General features: G+C 67.4%; 16 protein-coding genes. 8 read left to right on the top strand and 8 right to left on the bottom strand.

The features are described from left to right. Positions 1-124: 124 nt before the first annotated feature. The 7 genes from RTK35_RS28690 to aguA all read left to right on the top strand — a co-directional run bounded on the left by RTK35_RS28690 (position 125) and on the right by aguA (position 6,819). Positions 125-457, top strand: coding sequence for a hypothetical protein (locus RTK35_RS28690; protein WP_142013545.1), 333 nt, complete (start codon positions 125-127; stop codon positions 455-457). A gap of 132 nt (positions 458-589) precedes the next feature. Continuing rightward, positions 590-2,374: a GspE/PulE family protein gene (locus tag RTK35_RS28685; RefSeq protein ID WP_044405263.1), complete on the top strand. Its 1,785-nt coding sequence runs from the start codon at positions 590-592 to the stop codon at positions 2,372-2,374. Positions 2,375-2,497: 123 nt separating this feature from the next. Then, complete coding sequence (locus RTK35_RS28680) at positions 2,498-3,418, top strand: SPFH domain-containing protein (RefSeq protein ID WP_044405260.1); 921 nt, start codon at positions 2,498-2,500, stop codon at positions 3,416-3,418. 2 nt (positions 3,419-3,420) lie between these two features. Further along, entirely contained in the window at positions 3,421-3,876 is a 456-nt protein-coding gene (locus RTK35_RS28675; RefSeq protein ID WP_044405257.1) for an NfeD family protein, read from the top strand. A gap of 61 nt (positions 3,877-3,937) precedes the next feature. Beyond that, a complete protein-coding gene (locus RTK35_RS28670; protein ID WP_074972316.1) occupies positions 3,938-4,582 on the top strand; it encodes a TetR/AcrR family transcriptional regulator in 645 nt (214 codons plus the stop codon). 187 nt (positions 4,583-4,769) lie between these two features. Next, positions 4,770-5,651: an N-carbamoylputrescine amidase gene (aguB, locus tag RTK35_RS28665; RefSeq protein ID WP_074972318.1), complete on the top strand. Its 882-nt coding sequence runs from the start codon at positions 4,770-4,772 to the stop codon at positions 5,649-5,651. A 61-nt stretch (positions 5,652-5,712) separates the two neighbouring features. Beyond that, entirely contained in the window at positions 5,713-6,819 is a 1,107-nt protein-coding gene (aguA, locus tag RTK35_RS28660; RefSeq protein WP_142013538.1) for an agmatine deiminase, read from the top strand. A gap of 323 nt (positions 6,820-7,142) precedes the next feature. On the opposite strand, the gene RTK35_RS28655 is transcribed toward aguA, so the two are convergent. The 8 genes from RTK35_RS28655 to RTK35_RS28620 form a co-directional block, all read right to left on the bottom strand. Continuing rightward, positions 7,143-7,358 carry a molybdopterin-binding protein gene (locus RTK35_RS28655; RefSeq protein ID WP_003455791.1) on the bottom strand — a complete coding sequence of 72 codons (216 nt, stop codon included), beginning with the start codon at positions 7,356-7,358 and terminating at the stop codon, positions 7,143-7,145. Positions 7,359-7,394: 36 nt separating this feature from the next. Next, positions 7,395-8,204, bottom strand: coding sequence for an aliphatic sulfonates ABC transporter ATP-binding protein (gene ssuB, locus RTK35_RS28650; protein WP_316909572.1), 810 nt, complete (start codon positions 8,202-8,204; stop codon positions 7,395-7,397). Further along, positions 8,201-8,986 (bottom strand): aliphatic sulfonate ABC transporter permease SsuC, encoded by a 786-nt coding sequence (gene ssuC, locus RTK35_RS28645; protein WP_316909571.1) that lies wholly within the window; start codon positions 8,984-8,986, stop codon positions 8,201-8,203. Before ssuC ends, ssuB begins: the two co-directional genes overlap by 4 nt. 10 nt (positions 8,987-8,996) lie before the next feature. Then, positions 8,997-10,154 carry an FMNH2-dependent alkanesulfonate monooxygenase gene (gene ssuD, locus RTK35_RS28640; RefSeq protein WP_160481459.1) on the bottom strand — a complete coding sequence of 386 codons (1,158 nt, stop codon included), beginning with the start codon at positions 10,152-10,154 and terminating at the stop codon, positions 8,997-8,999. Positions 10,155-10,263: 109 nt separating this feature from the next. Beyond that, entirely contained in the window at positions 10,264-11,229 is a 966-nt protein-coding gene (locus RTK35_RS28635; RefSeq protein WP_316909570.1) for a sulfonate ABC transporter substrate-binding protein, read from the bottom strand. Positions 11,230-11,332: 103 nt separating this feature from the next. Then, positions 11,333-11,908 carry an NADPH-dependent FMN reductase gene (ssuE, locus tag RTK35_RS28630; RefSeq protein WP_279803253.1) on the bottom strand — a complete coding sequence of 192 codons (576 nt, stop codon included), beginning with the start codon at positions 11,906-11,908 and terminating at the stop codon, positions 11,333-11,335. Positions 11,909-11,924: 16 nt separating this feature from the next. Further along, on the bottom strand, positions 11,925-12,563 hold the full coding sequence (locus tag RTK35_RS28625; protein ID WP_044413884.1) for a peroxiredoxin: 639 nt from the start codon (positions 12,561-12,563) through the stop codon (positions 11,925-11,927). Positions 12,564-12,889: 326 nt separating this feature from the next. Next, positions 12,890-14,227, bottom strand: a complete 1,338-nt coding sequence (locus tag RTK35_RS28620; RefSeq protein ID WP_074972333.1) for an OprD family porin — start codon at positions 14,225-14,227, stop codon at positions 12,890-12,892. A gap of 549 nt (positions 14,228-14,776) precedes the next feature. Between RTK35_RS28620 and tauA the strand changes: the two genes are divergently transcribed. Continuing rightward, positions 14,777-15,757 (top strand): taurine ABC transporter substrate-binding protein, encoded by a 981-nt coding sequence (gene tauA / locus RTK35_RS28615; protein WP_316909569.1) that lies wholly within the window; start codon positions 14,777-14,779, stop codon positions 15,755-15,757. The last annotated feature ends 24 nt before the right edge of the window (positions 15,758-15,781 follow it).

Raw genomic sequence — 15,781 nt, 5'->3', positions numbered from 1 at the left:
TTTTCCCCTCATCAGGCAATACGGGGAAATTCTATGTGCAAAAAACCGGATAAGCCCGCGATATAGGCAGATATTTTGCCGCTTCGGCTGGGAAACTGTGCCCATCCCAACCGGAGCCCCCGCCATGTTCGAACGCGAATCCGCCGCCTGCCAGCCGCTGCCCGCAACCCCGTCCACCGAAGGGACGCGCAGCGACCCCTGGAAGCCCCACGAGGCCCCTCGCCCGCTGCGCTTCGCCGTGCACGCCGCCGCCGAGCCGGACCTGCTGCTGCGCTTGCTCGGCCATTTCGCCCAGTTGCAGGTGCTGCCGCTGCGGGTGGAGGCCCGCCACCTGGACGACGACCTGCGCATCGACGTGGTCCTCACCGACCTGCCGCTGCACCGCGCCGAGGTCATCGCCCGGCGCCTGCGCAGCCAGGTCGGCATCCTCGGCGTGGAGCTGCAGGTTACTGGCTGATCGGTCAGGCTGCCGACCGGGTCACGCAAACAGCTTGGCCCTGGGAGGGTGGTTTCGGGCATCCTTGGCACCCTGCGGGGAAGGCGCATTGACTACGCTTTCCCGTCGGGACTGCACGACCAAGGAGAACGCATGTCGGCTTTCGCATCGGCCGCCCAGGATCGCTGGCTGGATCTCAATGACCTGCTCCGGGAGCTGGTGAACCAGGGCCGGATCGCCCAGGACACCGCCGAGCAATGCCTGGCCATCCGCCGCAGCGCGGTGAACAACCAGCAGCACCCGCTGGAGTTCCTCGCCAGCCAGCAGGTGGACGATCTCAAGCGCCCCGGCCGCAAGCTGGAGCTGGAGACCCTCACCCAGTGGCTGGCCGACTATTGCGGCCAGCCCTACCTGCGCATCGACCCGCTGAAGATCGACGTCGCCGCCGTCACCCCGCTGATGTCCTACGCCTTCGCCCAGCGCCACAAGATCCTCGCCGTGGCGGTGGACAGCGAGAGCGTCACCATCGCCAGCGCCCAGCCCTTCGTGCACAGCTGGGAGAGCAACCTCACCCACGTGCTCAAGCGCCCCATCCGGCGCGTGGTGGCCAACCCCGCCGACCTGCAGCGCTTCACCACCGAGTTCTACCGCCTGGCCAAGTCGGTCAGCGGCGCCACCGCCGTGGACCAGAAGATCAGCGGCGTGGGCAACTTCGAGCAGCTGCTCAAGCTCGGCGCCAGCGACCAGGAGCCGGACGCCAACGACGCCCACATCGTCAACATCGTCGACTGGCTGTTCCAGTACGCCTACCAGCAGCGCGCCAGCGACATCCACATCGAGCCGCGCCGCGAGCAGGGCACCGTGCGCTTCCGCATCGACGGCGTGCTGCACAACGTCTACCAGTTCCCGCCCCAGGTGACGATGGCCATCGTCAGCCGCCTGAAGAGCCTCGGGCGGATGAACGTGGCCGAGAAGCGCAAGCCCCAGGACGGCCGGGTCAAGACCAAGACCCCGGACGGCGGCGAGGTGGAGCTGCGCCTGTCGACCCTGCCCACCGCCTTCGGCGAGAAGATGGTGATGCGGATCTTCGACCCCGAGGTGCTGCTCAAGAGCTTCGACCAGCTGGGCTTCTCCCAGGACGACCTGAAGCGCTGGCAGAGCATGACCCACCAGCCCAACGGCATCATCCTGGTCACCGGCCCCACCGGCTCGGGCAAGACCACCACGCTCTACACCACGCTCAAGCAGCTGGCCACCAGCGAGGTGAACGTCTGCACCATCGAAGACCCCATCGAGATGATCGAAGGCGCCTTCAACCAGATGCAGGTGCAGCACAACATCGACCTCAGCTTCGCCAGCGGCGTGCGCGCGCTGATGCGCCAGGACCCGGACATCATCATGGTCGGCGAGATCCGTGACCTGGAGACCGCCGAGATGGCCATCCAGGCCGCCCTCACCGGCCACCTGGTGCTCTCCACCCTGCACACCAACGACGCCCCCAGCGCCATCACCCGCCTGCTGGAGCTGGGCGTGCCCTACTACCTGCTGCGCGCCACCCTGCTCGGGGTCATGGCCCAGCGCCTGGTGCGCACCCTGTGCCCGCACTGCAAGGCGCCCATGGAGCTGGAGGAAGAGGACTGGCAGAACCTCACCCGCCCCTGGAGCGCCCCGCTGCCCACCGGCGCGCACCGCGCCGTGGGCTGCCTGGAGTGCCGCGACACCGGCTACCGCGGCCGTGCCGGGGTCTACGAGATCATGCTGCTGAGCGACGGCGTGAAGAGCCTGATCACCGCCGACACCGACCTCGTCGCCCTGCGCCGCCAGGCCTTCAAGGACGGCATGCGCAGCCTGCGCCTGTCCGGCGCGCAGAAGATCGCCGCCGGCCAGACCACGGTGGAGGAAGTGCTGCGCGTCACCCCCCAGAGCGAACAGAAATAACCACGGGACTCGGCGGCGCCCCGCGTATTTGCAGGCCACACTGAGCTGTGCAAAGGTGCCGGGCCAACCGACCTGGACCACGGGGTGCAACGCCCCGCCCGACACACTGCCAAGGAGTACAGCATGGGCATCAGTACCGTCGTCATCCTCTTCGTCGCCCTCGCGGTGGCCATCGTCTTCATGGGGTTCAAGATCGTGCCCCAGGGCTTCGAGTGGACCGTCGAGCGCTTCGGCCGCTACACCACCACCCTCAAGCCCGGCCTGAACATCATCGTCCCGGTGGTGGACCGCATCGGCCGCCGGGTCAACGTCATGGAAAGCGTGCTGGACATCCCCCCGCAGGAAGCCATCAGCGCCGACAACGCCATGGTGCAGATCGACGCCGTGTGCTTCTTCCAGGTGGTCAACACCGCCCAGGCCGCCTACGAGGTGAACAACCTCGAACACGCCATCCGCAACCTGGTGATGACCAACATCCGCACCGTGCTCGGCTCCATGGAGCTGGACGCCATGCTCAGCCAGCGCGACGCCATCAACGAACGCCTGCTGCACACCGTGGATGAAGCCACCGCCCCCTGGGGCGTGAAGGTCACCCGCATCGAGATCAAGGACATCAGCCCGCCCAACGACCTGGTCGAAGCCATGGCCAGCCAGATGAAGGCCGAGCGCCTGAAGCGCGCGCAGATCCTCGAAGCGGAAGGTTCCCGCTCCGCTGCCATCCTCACCGCCGAAGGCCAGAAGCAGGCCGAGATCCTCCGCGCCGAAGGCCAGCGCGCCGCCGCCTTCCTCGAAGCCGAAGCCCGCGAACGGGCCGCCGCCGCCGAAGCCGAGGCCACCCGCGTGGTGTCCAACGCCATCGCCACCGGCAACGTCCAGGCGGTGAACTACTTCGTCGCCCAGAAGTACGTCGAAGCCCTCGGCAACCTGGCCAGCGCCAACAACAGCAAGGTGATCCTCATGCCGCTGGAAGCCAGCCAGGTGATCGGCTCGGTCGGCGGCATCGGCGAGATCGTCAAGGCCACCTTCGGCGACAAGAAGGGCTGAGCATGCTGGCGTACCTGCAGAACCTCGCCTTCTGGGACTGGCTGGCCCTCGGCACCCTGCTGCTGATCCTCGAAGTCTTCGGCGCCGGCGGCTACCTGCTGTGGATCGGCCTGGCCGCCGCCGGGGTCGGTGCCCTGGTGTTCTTCGTGCCGGACCTGCCCTGGCAGGCGCAGTTCGTGCTCTTCGGCCTGCTCGCCGTGGCCACCGCCGCCTACTGGTGGCGGCGCCAGCAGGTGGCCGTGCGCGCCTCCGACCAGCCGGGCCTGAACCGCCGCGGCCAGGAGCTGCTGGGCCGGCAGTTCACCCTGTTGCAGGCCATCGAGGGCGGGCGCGGCAAGATCCGAGCCGGCGACTCGGTGTGGCTGGTGGTCGGCCCGGACCTGCCGGCCGGCAGCCACGTCCGCGTGGTCGGCCAGGACGGCGTGCTGCTGAAAGTCGAGCCCGCCCCGGCGGACTGAGCCCCTTGCCCCGGCCCCGGCGGCTGGCGTCCAATAGCGCCTCACCGCCGAGGAGCCGCCGATGTCCCGCCCTGCCACCGCCCGCAAGCCCCGCGCCAGCAGCCAGTTGCGCATCGCCGCCATCCTCGACGCCGCCCGGGGCCTGCTCGCCGAACAGGGCGTGGCCAACCTGTCGATCTACAGCGTCGCCGAGCGGGCGGAGATGCCGCCCTCCTCCGTCTACCACTTCTTCTCCAGCGTCCCGGCGATCCTCGAAGCGCTGACCGCCGACGTTCACGCCGCCTTCCGCGCCAGCCTGCAGCAACCGGTGGACCACGCCGCACTGGGCAGCTGGCGCGACCTGTCGCGGATCGTCGAGGAGCGCATGCTGGCGATCTACGACGCCGACGCCGCCGCCCGCCAGCTGATCCTCGCCCAGCACGGGCTCACCGAAGTGACCCAGGCCGACCGCCAGCTGGACATCGAGCTGGGCCACCTGATGCACGCCGTGTTCGAACGCCACTTCCCGCTGCCCGCCCTGCCCGAGGACCTGAACGTCTTCTCCCTGGCCATGGAGCTGGGCGACCGCGTCTACGCGCGTTCCGTGCAGCAACACGGCCACATCACCCCCCGCCTGGCCGAGGAAGGCATGCGTGTGTTCGACGCCTACCTGGGGCTCTACCTGCCGCACTGCCTGCCCAAGCGCGACGTCATCCAGGACGCCTGAAAAGCCGATAGTTATCGAACTAAAAGCCTCCTCACGCTGAGTGAACGCTAAAAATCCCTTTAAAAACGGATTTTTATCGAATATAACGGTACCATCCGCGCGACTGGACCGCGACCGATCGCACGGAATCCCCCGGAATGCCGATGAATATCCGGCACCGGTCCGCAACCGTTCGACGAGGTGTTCCATGTCCCGCATCGTTACCGTCGCCGCCACCCAGATGGCCTGCTCCTGGGATCGTGCCGCGAATATCGCCAACGCCGAGAAGCTGGTGCGCCAGGCCGCCGCCCAGGGCGCGCAGATCATCCTCATCCAGGAACTGTTCGAGACGCCCTACTTCTGCCAGAAGCCCAACGCCGACTACGCCCAGCTGGCCACCCCGGTGGAGGAGAACGCCGCCATCGCCCACTTCAGCCGGCTCGCCGCCGAACTCAAGGTGGTGCTGCCCATCAGCTTCTTCGAACGCGCCGGCCGTGCCCGCTTCAACAGCATCGCCATCCTCGACGCCGACGGCAGCAACCTCGGCGTCTACCGCAAGAGCCACATCCCGGACGGCCCCGGCTACCACGAGAAGTACTACTTCAACCCCGGCGACACCGGCTTCAAGGTCTGGGACACCGCCTACGCCCGCATCGGCGTCGGCATCTGCTGGGACCAGTGGTTCCCCGAGTGCGCCCGCAGCATGGCGCTGATGGGCGCCGAACTGCTGTTCTACCCCACCGCCATCGGCAGCGAACCCCACGACGCCACCATCACCTCCCGCGACCACTGGCAGCGCGTGCAGCAGGGCCATGCCGGCGCCAACGTCATGCCGCTGATCGCCTCCAACCGCATCGGCCGCGAAGAGCAGGACGGCTACGACATCACCTTCTACGGCTCCTCCTTCATTGCCGATCAGTTCGGCCGCAAGGTGGCTGAACTCGACGAGGTCGAAGAAGGTATCCTTGTCCACCGCTTCGACCTCGACGAACTGGAGAAGGTACGTACCGCCTGGGGCGTGTTCCGCGACCGCCGTCCTAACCTGTACTGGCCGATCGCGACCCTCGACGGCGAAACCCTCTCCGAATGACCGACCCGGCGCCGCAGGCCGGCCTCATCAACGGCCTGCGCCCTCCACCAAGGACCGCCCCATGAGCACCCCGATCCGCACGCCCCGCGCCGATGGCTTCCACATGCCCGCCGAGTGGGCGCCCCACACCCGCACCTGGATGGTCTGGCCCGAGCGCCCGGACAACTGGCGCCTCGGCGGCAAGCCCGCCCAGGCCGCCTTCACCGCCGTGGCCAAGGCCATCGCCCGCTTCGAGCCGGTGACCGTGTGCGCCTCCGCCGCCCAGTACGAGAACGCCCGCGCGCGCCTGGACGACGCCAACATCCGCGTGGTGGAGATCACCACCGATGACGCCTGGGTGCGGGACACCGGCCCCACCTTCGTCATCGACGACCAGGGCGAAGTGCGCGGCGTGGACTGGGCGTTCAACGCCTGGGGCGGCTTCGACGGCGGCCTCTACTTCCCCTGGCAGCGTGACGACCAGGTGGCCCGCAAGATCCTTGAGATCGAAGGCTGCGCCCGCTACCGCACCGAAGGCTTCGTGCTGGAAGGCGGCTCCATCCACGTCGATGGCGAAGGCACCCTGATCACCACCGAGGAATGCCTGCTCAACCGCAACCGCAACCCGCACCTGAACCGCGAGGAGATCGAAGCGGTGCTGCGCGACCACCTGGCGGTGGACACCATCATCTGGCTGCCGGATGGCCTCTACAACGACGAGACCGACGGCCATGTGGATAACTTCTGCTGCTACGTGCGCCCGGGCGAAGTGCTGCTGGCCTGGACCGACGACCCGGCCAACCCCAACTACCCGCGCTGCCAGGCCGCGATGAAGGTGCTGGAGCAGGCACGCGACGCCAAGGGCCGCCAGCTGGTGGTGCACAAGATGCCGATCCCCGGCCCGATCCACGCCACCGAGGAAGAATGCGCCGGCGTCGACCTGGTGGAAGGCACCCAGGAGCGCGACCCGTCGATCCGCCTGGCGGGCTCCTACGTCAACTTCCTGATCGTCAACGGCGGCATCGTCGCGCCGAAGTTCGACGACCCGAAAGACGCCGAGGCCGAAGCCATCCTCAAGCGCCTGTTCCCGCAGCACGACGTGGTGATGGTGCCCGGCCGCGAGATCCTCCTCGGCGGCGGCAACATCCACTGCATCACCCAGCAGCAGCCGGCACCGCAGAAGCGCTGAGCCACCGCTGGATAAACGAAGCCCCGCGAACGCGGGGCTTTTTCATTCCGGCACAAGGCACTTTCCTGTGGGAGCGGTTTCGTCGGGCAATCCCCTACACCCCGGGGGCGCACCGTGCGTCATCACGAATGCGTTACCACGCGGATCGGCCTGTAGGGGCGAATTCATTCTCCCAATGACCGAGCAGCGGTCCCCAACGAACGAGCCCCCGCAAACGCGGGGGCTCTTCATGTCGGTACAAGGCACGGTCATGTGGGAACGAATTCATTCGCGAAGGATCGCGCAGCGATCCCCGCTTCCCCCCACGATCACACCCCGCTGCCTCACAGCTTGGCGATGGACACCTCGGTGGACTTCACGAAGGCGATCACCTCGGAGCCGATGCCCAGCTCCAGCTCGCGCACGGAGCGGGTGGTGATCACCGAGGTGACGATGCCGGCGGCGGTCTGTACGTCGATCTCCGACAGCACCGGGCCTTCGATGATTTCCTTGATGGTGCCCTTGAACTGGTTGCGGACGTTGATGGCTTTGATGGTCATGGCGTTTTTCCTTTGCTCGGGGTCGTGGGATGAAGATCAGAGTGCCCAGCGCAACTGCGTGGGCAGGGGTGAAACAGGTTCGGGTTCCGGCGGCGGCGCCGGCTGCGACAGCACGCGTTCGAGGACCTGGGCCTCCAGCGCCGCCAGCCGGGCCGAGCCACGGGTACGCGGCCGGGGCAGGTCGACCGTGAGGTCGAGGCCGATGGCGCCGTCCTCGATCAGGATCACCCGGTCGGCGATGGCCACCGCCTCGTTCACGTCGTGGGTCACCAGCAGCACGGTGAAGCCGTGTTGCTGCCAGAGCCGCTCGATCAGTTGCTGCATCTCGATGCGGGTCAGCGCGTCCAGCGCGCCCAGCGGTTCGTCCAGCAGCAGCAGGCGCGGCTGGTGGATCAGCGCACGGGCCAGGGCCACGCGCTGCTTCTGGCCACCGGACAGCGCCGCCGGCCATTCCCGGGCGCGGTCGGCCAGGCCCACCGCCTCCAGGGCGTCCAGGGCCTTGGGCCGCCAGTCGCCGGAGAGGCCCAGGCCGACGTTGCCGATCACTCGTTTCCAGGGCAGCAGGCGCGCGTCCTGGAACATCAGCCGGGTGTCCTCGCGGGCCTCGGCCAGGGGGGCCGAACCGGCCAGCAGTTCGCCCCAGCTGGGCTGGTCGAGGCCGGCCAGCAGGCGCAGCAGGGTGCTCTTGCCGCAGCCGCTGCGGCCGACCACGGCGACGAACTGGCCGGCGGGGATGCGCAGGTCGATGCCCTTGAGCACCTCCCGCTCACCGAAGGATTTGCCGATGCCCTGCACCGCCAGGGGAATGCCGCGCTTGAGGTGCTGCGGCGTGGACAACGCATTCATGCCGCACCTCCCTTGGGCTGGTAGGCCGGGTGCCAGCGCAACCAGGCGCGCTCCAGGCCACGGGCGGCGAGGTCGGCCAGCTTGCCGAGGACGGCATAGAGCACGATCGCCAGCACCACCACGTCGGTCTGCAGGAACTCCCGGGCGTTCATCGCCAGGTAGCCGATGCCGGCATTGGCGGAGATGGTCTCGGCGACGATCAGCGTCAGCCACATGAAGCCGAGGGCGAAGCGCACCCCCACCAGGATCGAGGGCAGCGCGCCAGGCAGGATCACCTGGCGGAACAGGCCGAAGCCGGAGAGGCCGTAGCTGCGCGCCATCTCCACCAGCGCCGGGTCGACGTTGCGGATGCCGTGGTAGGTGTTGAGGTAGATGGGGAACAGGGTGCCGAGGGCGACGAGGAAGATCTTCGCCGACTCATCGATGCCGAACCACAGGATCACCAGCGGGATCAGCGCCAGGTGCGGCACGTTGCGGATCATCTGCACCGAGCTGTCCAGCAGCCGCTCGCCCCAGGCGGAGAGCCCGGTGATGAAGCCCAGCAGCAGGCCGATGCTGCCGCCGATGACGAAGCCGATGCCGGCGCGCCAGCCGCTGATGGCCAGGTGGGTCCAGATATCACCGCTGGCCACCAGGTGCCAGCCGGCGGTCACCACGGCACTGGGTGCCGGGAGGATGCGGGTGGAAAGCAGGCCGGTCTCGACGGCGACCTGCCAGGCGACCAGCAACGCCACCGGCAAGGCCCAGGGCGCGAGGCGCTGGAGGATTGATTGGACGTTCATCTCGGCACCCTCAGCTCTGCGAGACCTTGAGGCGACGCTCGGGCAGCGCCTCGTTGGCCACCATCTCGCCGAAGGGGCTGACGAAGGCCAGGCCATCGCTCGCCTGCGGGCGCGCCACGTCCAGGTGGGGGAACAGCAGTTCCGCCACGCGGTAGGACTCTTCCAGGTGCGGGTAGCCGGAGAAAATGAAGGTATCGATGCCGAGGTCGGCGTATTCCTTGACCCGTGCGGCCACGGTGGGGCCATCGCCCACCAGTGCGGTACCGGCACCACCACGCACCAGGCCGACGCCGGCCCAGAGGTTGGGGCTGACTTCCAGCTGGTCGCGCTTGCCGTTGTGCAGGGCGGCCATGCGTTGCTGGCCGACGGAATCGAAGCGGGCGAAGGCCGCCTGGGCCTTGGCGATGGTGGCGTCGTCGAGGTGGGCGATCAGGCGGTCGGCGGCAGCCCAGGCTTCTTCGTTGGTTTCGCGCACGATGACGTGCAGGCGGATGCCGAAGCGCACGCTGCGGCCGAGCTTGGCGGCTTTCGCGCGCACCTGTTCGATCTTCTCCTTCACGGCGGCCGGTGGCTCGCCCCAGGTCAGGTACAGCTCCACCTGCTCGGCGGCCAGGTCCTGGGCGGCCTCGGAGGAACCTCCGAAGTACAGCGGCGGACGCGGTTGCTGCAGCGGCGGGTAGAACAGCTTGGCGCCCTTCACCTGGATGTGCTTGCCGTCGTAGTCGACGGTCTCGCCCTCCAGCACGCGGCGCCAGATGCGGGTGAATTCGACGGACGCCTCGTAACGCTCCTCATGGTTCAGGTGCAGGCCATCGCCGGCCAGCTCGTCCGGGTCGCCCCCGGTCACCAGGTTGAACAGGGCCCGGCCACCGGAGAGGCGGTCGAGGGTGGCAGCCTGGCGCGCGGCGACGGTGGGCGAAATGATCCCCGGGCGCAGGGCCACGAGGAACTTCAGGCGCTGGGTCACCGGGATCAGCGAAGCGGCGACCAGCCAGGAGTCCTCGCAGGAACGGCCGGTGGGGATCAGCACGCCGCCGAAACCGAGGCGGTCGGCCGCCTGGGCGATCTGCTGCAGGTAGCCGTGGTCGACGGCACGGGCGCCCTCGGATGTGCCGAGGTAGTGGCCGTCGCCGTGGGTCGGCAGGAACCAGAAGAGGTTGAGACTCATCGCAATAACTCCAGGGTGAGCGCGCCGGCGTGGCGTAGCCGCGCGATGATGGTTCGTGTGCGGTAGCCGGGCCTTCCCCGCGCCGTCCGGGCGCGGGGCCAGGCGTGGGTCAGGGTTGCTGGGCGACCTTGGCGGGCGGCGTCCAGATCACGTCCTTGATGCTGAGTTTTTTCGGGATCAACTTCAGGTCGGTGAAGGTGTCGGCGATCTTCTGCTGCGCCGTGACCACCTCGGGGCTGAGGAACTGGGCGCCGTAGCCCTGGCGCTTCACCGCGATGGCGGTGATGTCCCTGGGCAGGCCGAGCAGCGGTGCGACCTGCTCGGTCACCTTGTCCGGGTCAGCCTTGGAGTCCTCGCCCACGGCGCGGACTTCCTCCACCAGGGCGCTGATCACCTGCGGGTGCTGGGTCGCGTAGTCACGGGTGGCCAGGTAGAACTGGTGGTTATCCACAAGCTGGCTGCCGTTGCGCAGGGTGCGCGCCTGCAGCTGCTGCTCGGCGGCGGCCTGGAAGGGGTCCCAGATCACCCAGGCGTCGACGCTGCCACGCTCGAAGGCGGCGCGGGCATCGGCCGGGGGCAGGTACACGGGCTGGATGTCGCTGTACTTCAGGCCGGCTTCTTCGAGGGCACGGACCAGCAGGTAGTGCACGTTGGAGCCCTTGTTCAGGGCGACCTTCTTGCCGGCCAGGTCCTTCACCGACTGGATCGCCGAGCCCTTGGGCACGAGGATCGCCTCGCTGGTGGGCGCCGGCGGTTCGGAGGCGACGTAGAGCAGGTCGGCACCGGCAGCCTGGGCGAACACCGGCGGGGTCTCGCCGGTGACGCCGAAGTCGATGGAGCCGACGTTGAGGCCTTCCAGCAGCTGCGGGCCGCCGGGGAACTCGGTCCATTTGACGTCGATGCCCTGGGCGGCCAGGCGCTTCTCCAGGGAGCCCTTGGCCTTGAGCAGCACCAGGGTGCCGTACTTCTGGTAGCCGATCCGCAGGGTCTCGGCCTGTGCCTGGGTGATGGCGCCGAATGCCAGGGCCGCGGTGAACAGCGCAGCCAGGCTCCGACGCAAAGTGATGGTGCGCATGGCGCTCTCCTCGTACTTCGCTCGTGCTTGTGTGCGCCTGCTCGCCTCGTTGGCGGGAGAGTAAGGCCGGTTCGGTTGCTCCACAGGGAGCGGGTTGTTCGTGTCAGACGCTCCAGCGCGCGTGGCGCAGGGCGTTCGGGTCCAGCGGGCGCGGCTGGCGGGCCAGGGCCTGGTGGAACCGTTCAAGGGCTTCGTCCAGGCGCTGTTCCAGGGACGGGGCCAGTTGCACCCCGCCATTCTCGAACGCCACCTGGCCGTCGTCGGCGAACACGCCGTGCTGCACGTCCTCGGCCTTGAGGGCCGCCAGGACCGGACGCAGGGCGTAGTCCACCGCCAGCATGTGGGCCTTGCTGCCGCCGGTGGCGATGGGCAGCACCACCTTGCCGGCCAGGGCCCGCTCGGGCAGCAGGTCCAGCAGGGTCTTCAGGGCGCCGGCGAACGACGCCTTGTAGACCGGCGTGGCCACCAGCAGGCCGTCGGCCTGGCCGACCTGTTCGATCAGGTGCTGCACGCGGGGGCTGTCGAAGCGCGCGTGCAGCAGGTCCTCGGCGGGGAAGTCGCGCACGGCGAACCCCGTCACCTCGACCCCGTGCCGCTCCAGCCAGTGCCGCGCACGCGCCACCAGGGCGGCGGAGCGGGAACTCGGGCTGGGACTGCCGGATAGGGTCACCACCACCATGGTCGTGCCTCCTGGCTCAGCGGTTGGGCTGCGGGGTCAGGCGCAGGTAGGGGCGTACGGCCTTGTAGCCGCGGGGGAAGCGCTGCTTGATCTCGTCCTCGTCCTTGAGCGAGGGGACGATCACCACGTCGTCGCCGTCCTGCCAGTTGGCCGGGGTGGCGACCTTGTGGTTGTCGGTCAGCTGCAGGGAGTCGATCACCCGCAGGATCTCGTTGAAGTTGCGGCCGGTGCTGGCCGGGTAGGTGATGATCAGACGCACCTTCTTGTTCGGGTCGATGATGAACAGCGAACGCACGGTGAGGGTGTCGTTGGCGTTGGGGTGGATCAGGTCGTAGAGGTCGGACACCTTGCGGTCGGCGTCGGCGATGATCGGGAAGTTGACCACGGTGTTCTGGGTCTCGTTGATGTCATCGATCCAGCGGATGTGGGAGTCCACCGGGTCCACCGACAGGGCGATGGCCTTGACGCCGCGGGCGGCGAATTCGTCCTTGAGCTTGGCGGTCAGGCCCAGCTCGGTGGTGCACACCGGGGTGAAGTCCGCCGGGTGGGAGAAAAGGATGCCCCAGTTGCCACCGAGCCACTCATGGAAGCGGATGCGGCCTTCGCTGGAATCCTGTTCGAAGTCGGGGGCGATGTCGCCGAGTCGGATGGTCATGGTGTGGCTCCTCTGTCGTGGGGTGGCGTTCCGTGGAGCTCACTATGCGCAAGGTTTTTGAAAATTAAAAAGAATAAATGACAATTTATTTATAACTTTAAGAGCTATATGGATCGGCTCACTTTCCTCCCCACAGGGGCGCGCGCTGCTCGCCAAATCCGTGCCCCGGACGACCGCCTTGCCTGGCGTCGTGGACCGGTTGGGACGCCGCACCGCACGCCAGGCGAACGCCCTCCCAGCAGGCCAACGCCCTGCCCTCCCCCGAATCCCAGGCACAAAAAAGCCCCGCCTCCGCCAGGGGCGGAAGCGGGGCTCGATGACGCCGCTTACAGCAGGGTCAGGGTGTAGCTCAGGATCAGGCGGTTCTCGTCCTGGTCGCGGGTCACGTCGCTGCGCAGGGCAGCGTTACGCCAGGAGATGCCCAGGCCTTTCAGCGGGCCGTCCTGCAGGGTGTAGTCCAGGCGGAAGTCACGCTCCCACTCGCCCTGGCCACCGTTGGCGGTGTCGATGTTGTAGCCCTTCAGGTAGGTGCCGACGGCCTTCAGGCCCGGTACGCCGACCTTGGTGAAGTCGTAACCGTACTCGGCCACCCAGGTGCGCTCGCCGGCGCTGAGGAACTTGCCGATCTGACGGTCGGTGATCAGGTAGGCGGTGGCACCGTCGCCCTGGTTCAGGAACGGGAAGGCGCTGTCGCCGGAGAGCTGCTGGTAGCCCAGGCTGGCGGCGTGGCTGCCCAGGGTGTAGGTGAACATGGCGCTCCAGGTGCGGTTGTCCACTTCACCGGTGGTGCGGTTGCCGCCGTAGTAGCCCGAAGCCACGTAGCCATCGGCACGGCCGGCGGCGCTGGAGTTCTTGCCGTCGGAGGTGTTGTAGAAGTAACGCAGGTCGGACTTCAGGCTGCCCGGGCCGATCGGCAGGTTGTGGGTCAGGCCCAGGAAGTGCTGCTTGTAGAAGTCTTCCAGGTTGCCGTAGTAGTACTGCGCGGTGAGGTCCTTGGTGACCTTGTAGTCGCCACCGGCGAAGTAGAACTTGTTGCTGAACTGGCCGTTCCGGTAGTTGCTGGAGCTGTTGGCACCACCGATGGACAGGCCACGGGCGTCGCTGGAGTTACGGCCCTTGGCGTGCTCGAGCTGGCCACCGGTCAGGGTCAGGCCGTCGATCTCGTTGGAGGTGACCTGGCCACCTTCGAAGGTCTGCGGCAGCAGGCGACCGTCGTTGAAGGTCACCACCGGCAGCTTCGGTTGCAGGGTACCGATGCGCGCTTCGGTCTTGGAGAAGCGGACCTTGCCGGTCAGGCCCAGGCTGCTGAAGTTATCCACAGCGCGGCCATTGCTTTCGCTCGGGAACACCAGGCCGCCATAGGCATTGCTGCCGTTGTTGTAGTGGGTGCCCTTGCCGGAGTCCAGGCGCACACCCAGCAGGCCCAGGGCGTCAACGCCGAAGCCCACGGTGCCTTCGGTGTAGCCGGAGGTGTAGTTGAGGATGAAGCCCTGGCCCCACTCTTCCTGCTTGGACGGAGCGTTATTGAACTGACGATTGTCCTGGTTGATGTAGAAGTTGCGCAGGCCGAGGGTGGCCTTGCTGTCTTCGATGAAACCGCCTGCAACGGCCTGTTGGGCCAGCAGGCCGCCAGCGATGGCCAGGGCCAGGGTAGATTTGTTCATGCAATGCTCCAGTGGTGCGTGTTTCTAGGTTGTTCTGGTCGGTGACGTGCACACCGCTATGTACAGACGACTAGCGAAGTGGAATGACCCGTGGGTCAGAAAATCCCCGTAGCGCCCCTTGCAGTGGGCCTGCCTCAGGTGGCGGCCAATCTAGGACAAGGGATTTAATTCTTAAAAAGAATTTATCGTCACGTTGTTGTAACTAAATCGAATAAAACGCCTGATAGCCTCCCTCTGGCGGGGAGCTGCCCTTGGACGGGCCACATCAGTTACTCGAAAGGGCGCGCAAATTACCGACTTTGGTCGCCTGGCGCCATCCCCAATGACTCGGCAGCGGACGGAATTCGCAGTCCCACGCCTCTCCTGGCCTGCAAAGGCGTCGGCACCCTCACCGCCGCTCATAAACTAATAACCAAATAGTATTTATTGAGCTGTTTTTAGATCATTTAGATTTCGCTTCACCGGACCACCGGACTCCCAGCACCACCCCCCTATTCCAGTCCCGTGGCCCGGCCTCGCGCCGGCCAGCCGCCCGTGAGGAGCACCACCATGAATCGTTCCCCCTTCGCCCGCCGCCTGCTGGCGGCCCTGACCGTCGGCGGTCTGGCCCTGAGCGCCCACGCTGCCGACTTCACCGTCGCCTACCAGACCACCGTGGACCCGGCGAAAGTCGCCCAGGCCGACGGCGCCTATGAAAAGGCCAGCAACGCCAAGATCGACTGGCGCAAGTTCGACAGCGGCGCCGAAGTCATCACCGCCGTCGCCTCCGGTGACGTGCAGATCGGCTACGTCGGCTCCAGCCCCCTGGCGGCGGCCGCCACCCGCCAGCTGCCGATCCAGACCTTCCTCATCGCCACCCAGATCGGCGACGCCGAGGCCCTGGTCGCCCGCAACGGCGCCGGCATCACCAAGCCCGAGGACCTGGTCGGCAAGAAGATCGCCGTGCCCTTCGTCTCCACCGGCCACTACAGCCTGCTGGCCGCCCTCAAGCACTGGAAGATCGACCCGAGCAAGGTGACCATCCTCAACCTCGCGCCGCCGGCCATCATCGCCGCCTGGCAGCGCGGCGACATCGACGCCACCTACGTCTGGGACCCGGCGCTCGGCGTGGCCAAGGCCAACGGCAAGGTGCTGATCAGCTCCGGTGAGCTGGGCACGCTCGGCGCCCCGACCTTCGACGCCTGGATCGTGCGCAAGGACTTCGCCGAGAAGCACCCCGAGGCGGTCCGCGCCTTCGCCAAGGTGACCCTCGACGCCTACGCCGACTACCGCAAGGACCCGCAAGCCTGGCTGGCCGACAAGGCCAACATCGACAAGGTGGTGAAGCTCTCCGGCGCCAAGGCCGAAGACATCCCGCTGCTGCTGCAGGGCAACGTCTTCCCGCTGGCCGCCGACCAGGTCACCGCCCTCGGCGCGCCGACCACCCAGGCCATCAACCAGACCGCCACCTTCCTCAAGGAGCAGGGCAAGGTCGATGCGGTGCTGCCGGACTACGCCCCCTACGTGAGCGCCAAGTACGTCACCAACTGATCGGCTGCGCGTCGGCGGGGCGTC

It is taken from the genome of Pseudomonas sp. zfem003 (assembly GCF_032621675.1).
Classification (GTDB): domain Bacteria; phylum Pseudomonadota; class Gammaproteobacteria; order Pseudomonadales; family Pseudomonadaceae; genus Metapseudomonas; species Metapseudomonas otitidis.
Note: the sequence above shows the minus strand (reverse complement) of the source record. Positions and strands in the feature narration are given on the sequence as shown.

Coding starts and splice junctions, on each gene's coding strand:
- RTK35_RS28690 (WP_142013545.1), top strand. CDS start 125: ATGTTCGAACGCGAATCCGCCGCCTGCCAGCCGCTGCCCGCAACCCCG.
- RTK35_RS28685 (WP_044405263.1), top strand. CDS start 590: ATGTCGGCTTTCGCATCGGCCGCCCAGGATCGCTGGCTGGATCTCAAT.
- RTK35_RS28680 (WP_044405260.1), top strand. CDS start 2,498: ATGGGCATCAGTACCGTCGTCATCCTCTTCGTCGCCCTCGCGGTGGCC.
- RTK35_RS28675 (WP_044405257.1), top strand. CDS start 3,421: ATGCTGGCGTACCTGCAGAACCTCGCCTTCTGGGACTGGCTGGCCCTC.
- RTK35_RS28670 (WP_074972316.1), top strand. CDS start 3,938: ATGTCCCGCCCTGCCACCGCCCGCAAGCCCCGCGCCAGCAGCCAGTTG.
- aguB (WP_074972318.1), top strand. CDS start 4,770: ATGTCCCGCATCGTTACCGTCGCCGCCACCCAGATGGCCTGCTCCTGG.
- aguA (WP_142013538.1), top strand. CDS start 5,713: ATGAGCACCCCGATCCGCACGCCCCGCGCCGATGGCTTCCACATGCCC.
- RTK35_RS28655 (WP_003455791.1), bottom strand. CDS start 7,358: ATGACCATCAAAGCCATCAACGTCCGCAACCAGTTCAAGGGCACCATC.
- ssuB (WP_316909572.1), bottom strand. CDS start 8,204: ATGAATGCGTTGTCCACGCCGCAGCACCTCAAGCGCGGCATTCCCCTG.
- ssuC (WP_316909571.1), bottom strand. CDS start 8,986: ATGAACGTCCAATCAATCCTCCAGCGCCTCGCGCCCTGGGCCTTGCCG.
- ssuD (WP_160481459.1), bottom strand. CDS start 10,154: ATGAGTCTCAACCTCTTCTGGTTCCTGCCGACCCACGGCGACGGCCAC.
- RTK35_RS28635 (WP_316909570.1), bottom strand. CDS start 11,229: ATGCGCACCATCACTTTGCGTCGGAGCCTGGCTGCGCTGTTCACCGCG.
- ssuE (WP_279803253.1), bottom strand. CDS start 11,908: ATGGTGGTGGTGACCCTATCCGGCAGTCCCAGCCCGAGTTCCCGCTCC.
- RTK35_RS28625 (WP_044413884.1), bottom strand. CDS start 12,563: ATGACCATCCGACTCGGCGACATCGCCCCCGACTTCGAACAGGATTCC.
- RTK35_RS28620 (WP_074972333.1), bottom strand. CDS start 14,227: ATGAACAAATCTACCCTGGCCCTGGCCATCGCTGGCGGCCTGCTGGCC.
- tauA (WP_316909569.1), top strand. CDS start 14,777: ATGAATCGTTCCCCCTTCGCCCGCCGCCTGCTGGCGGCCCTGACCGTC.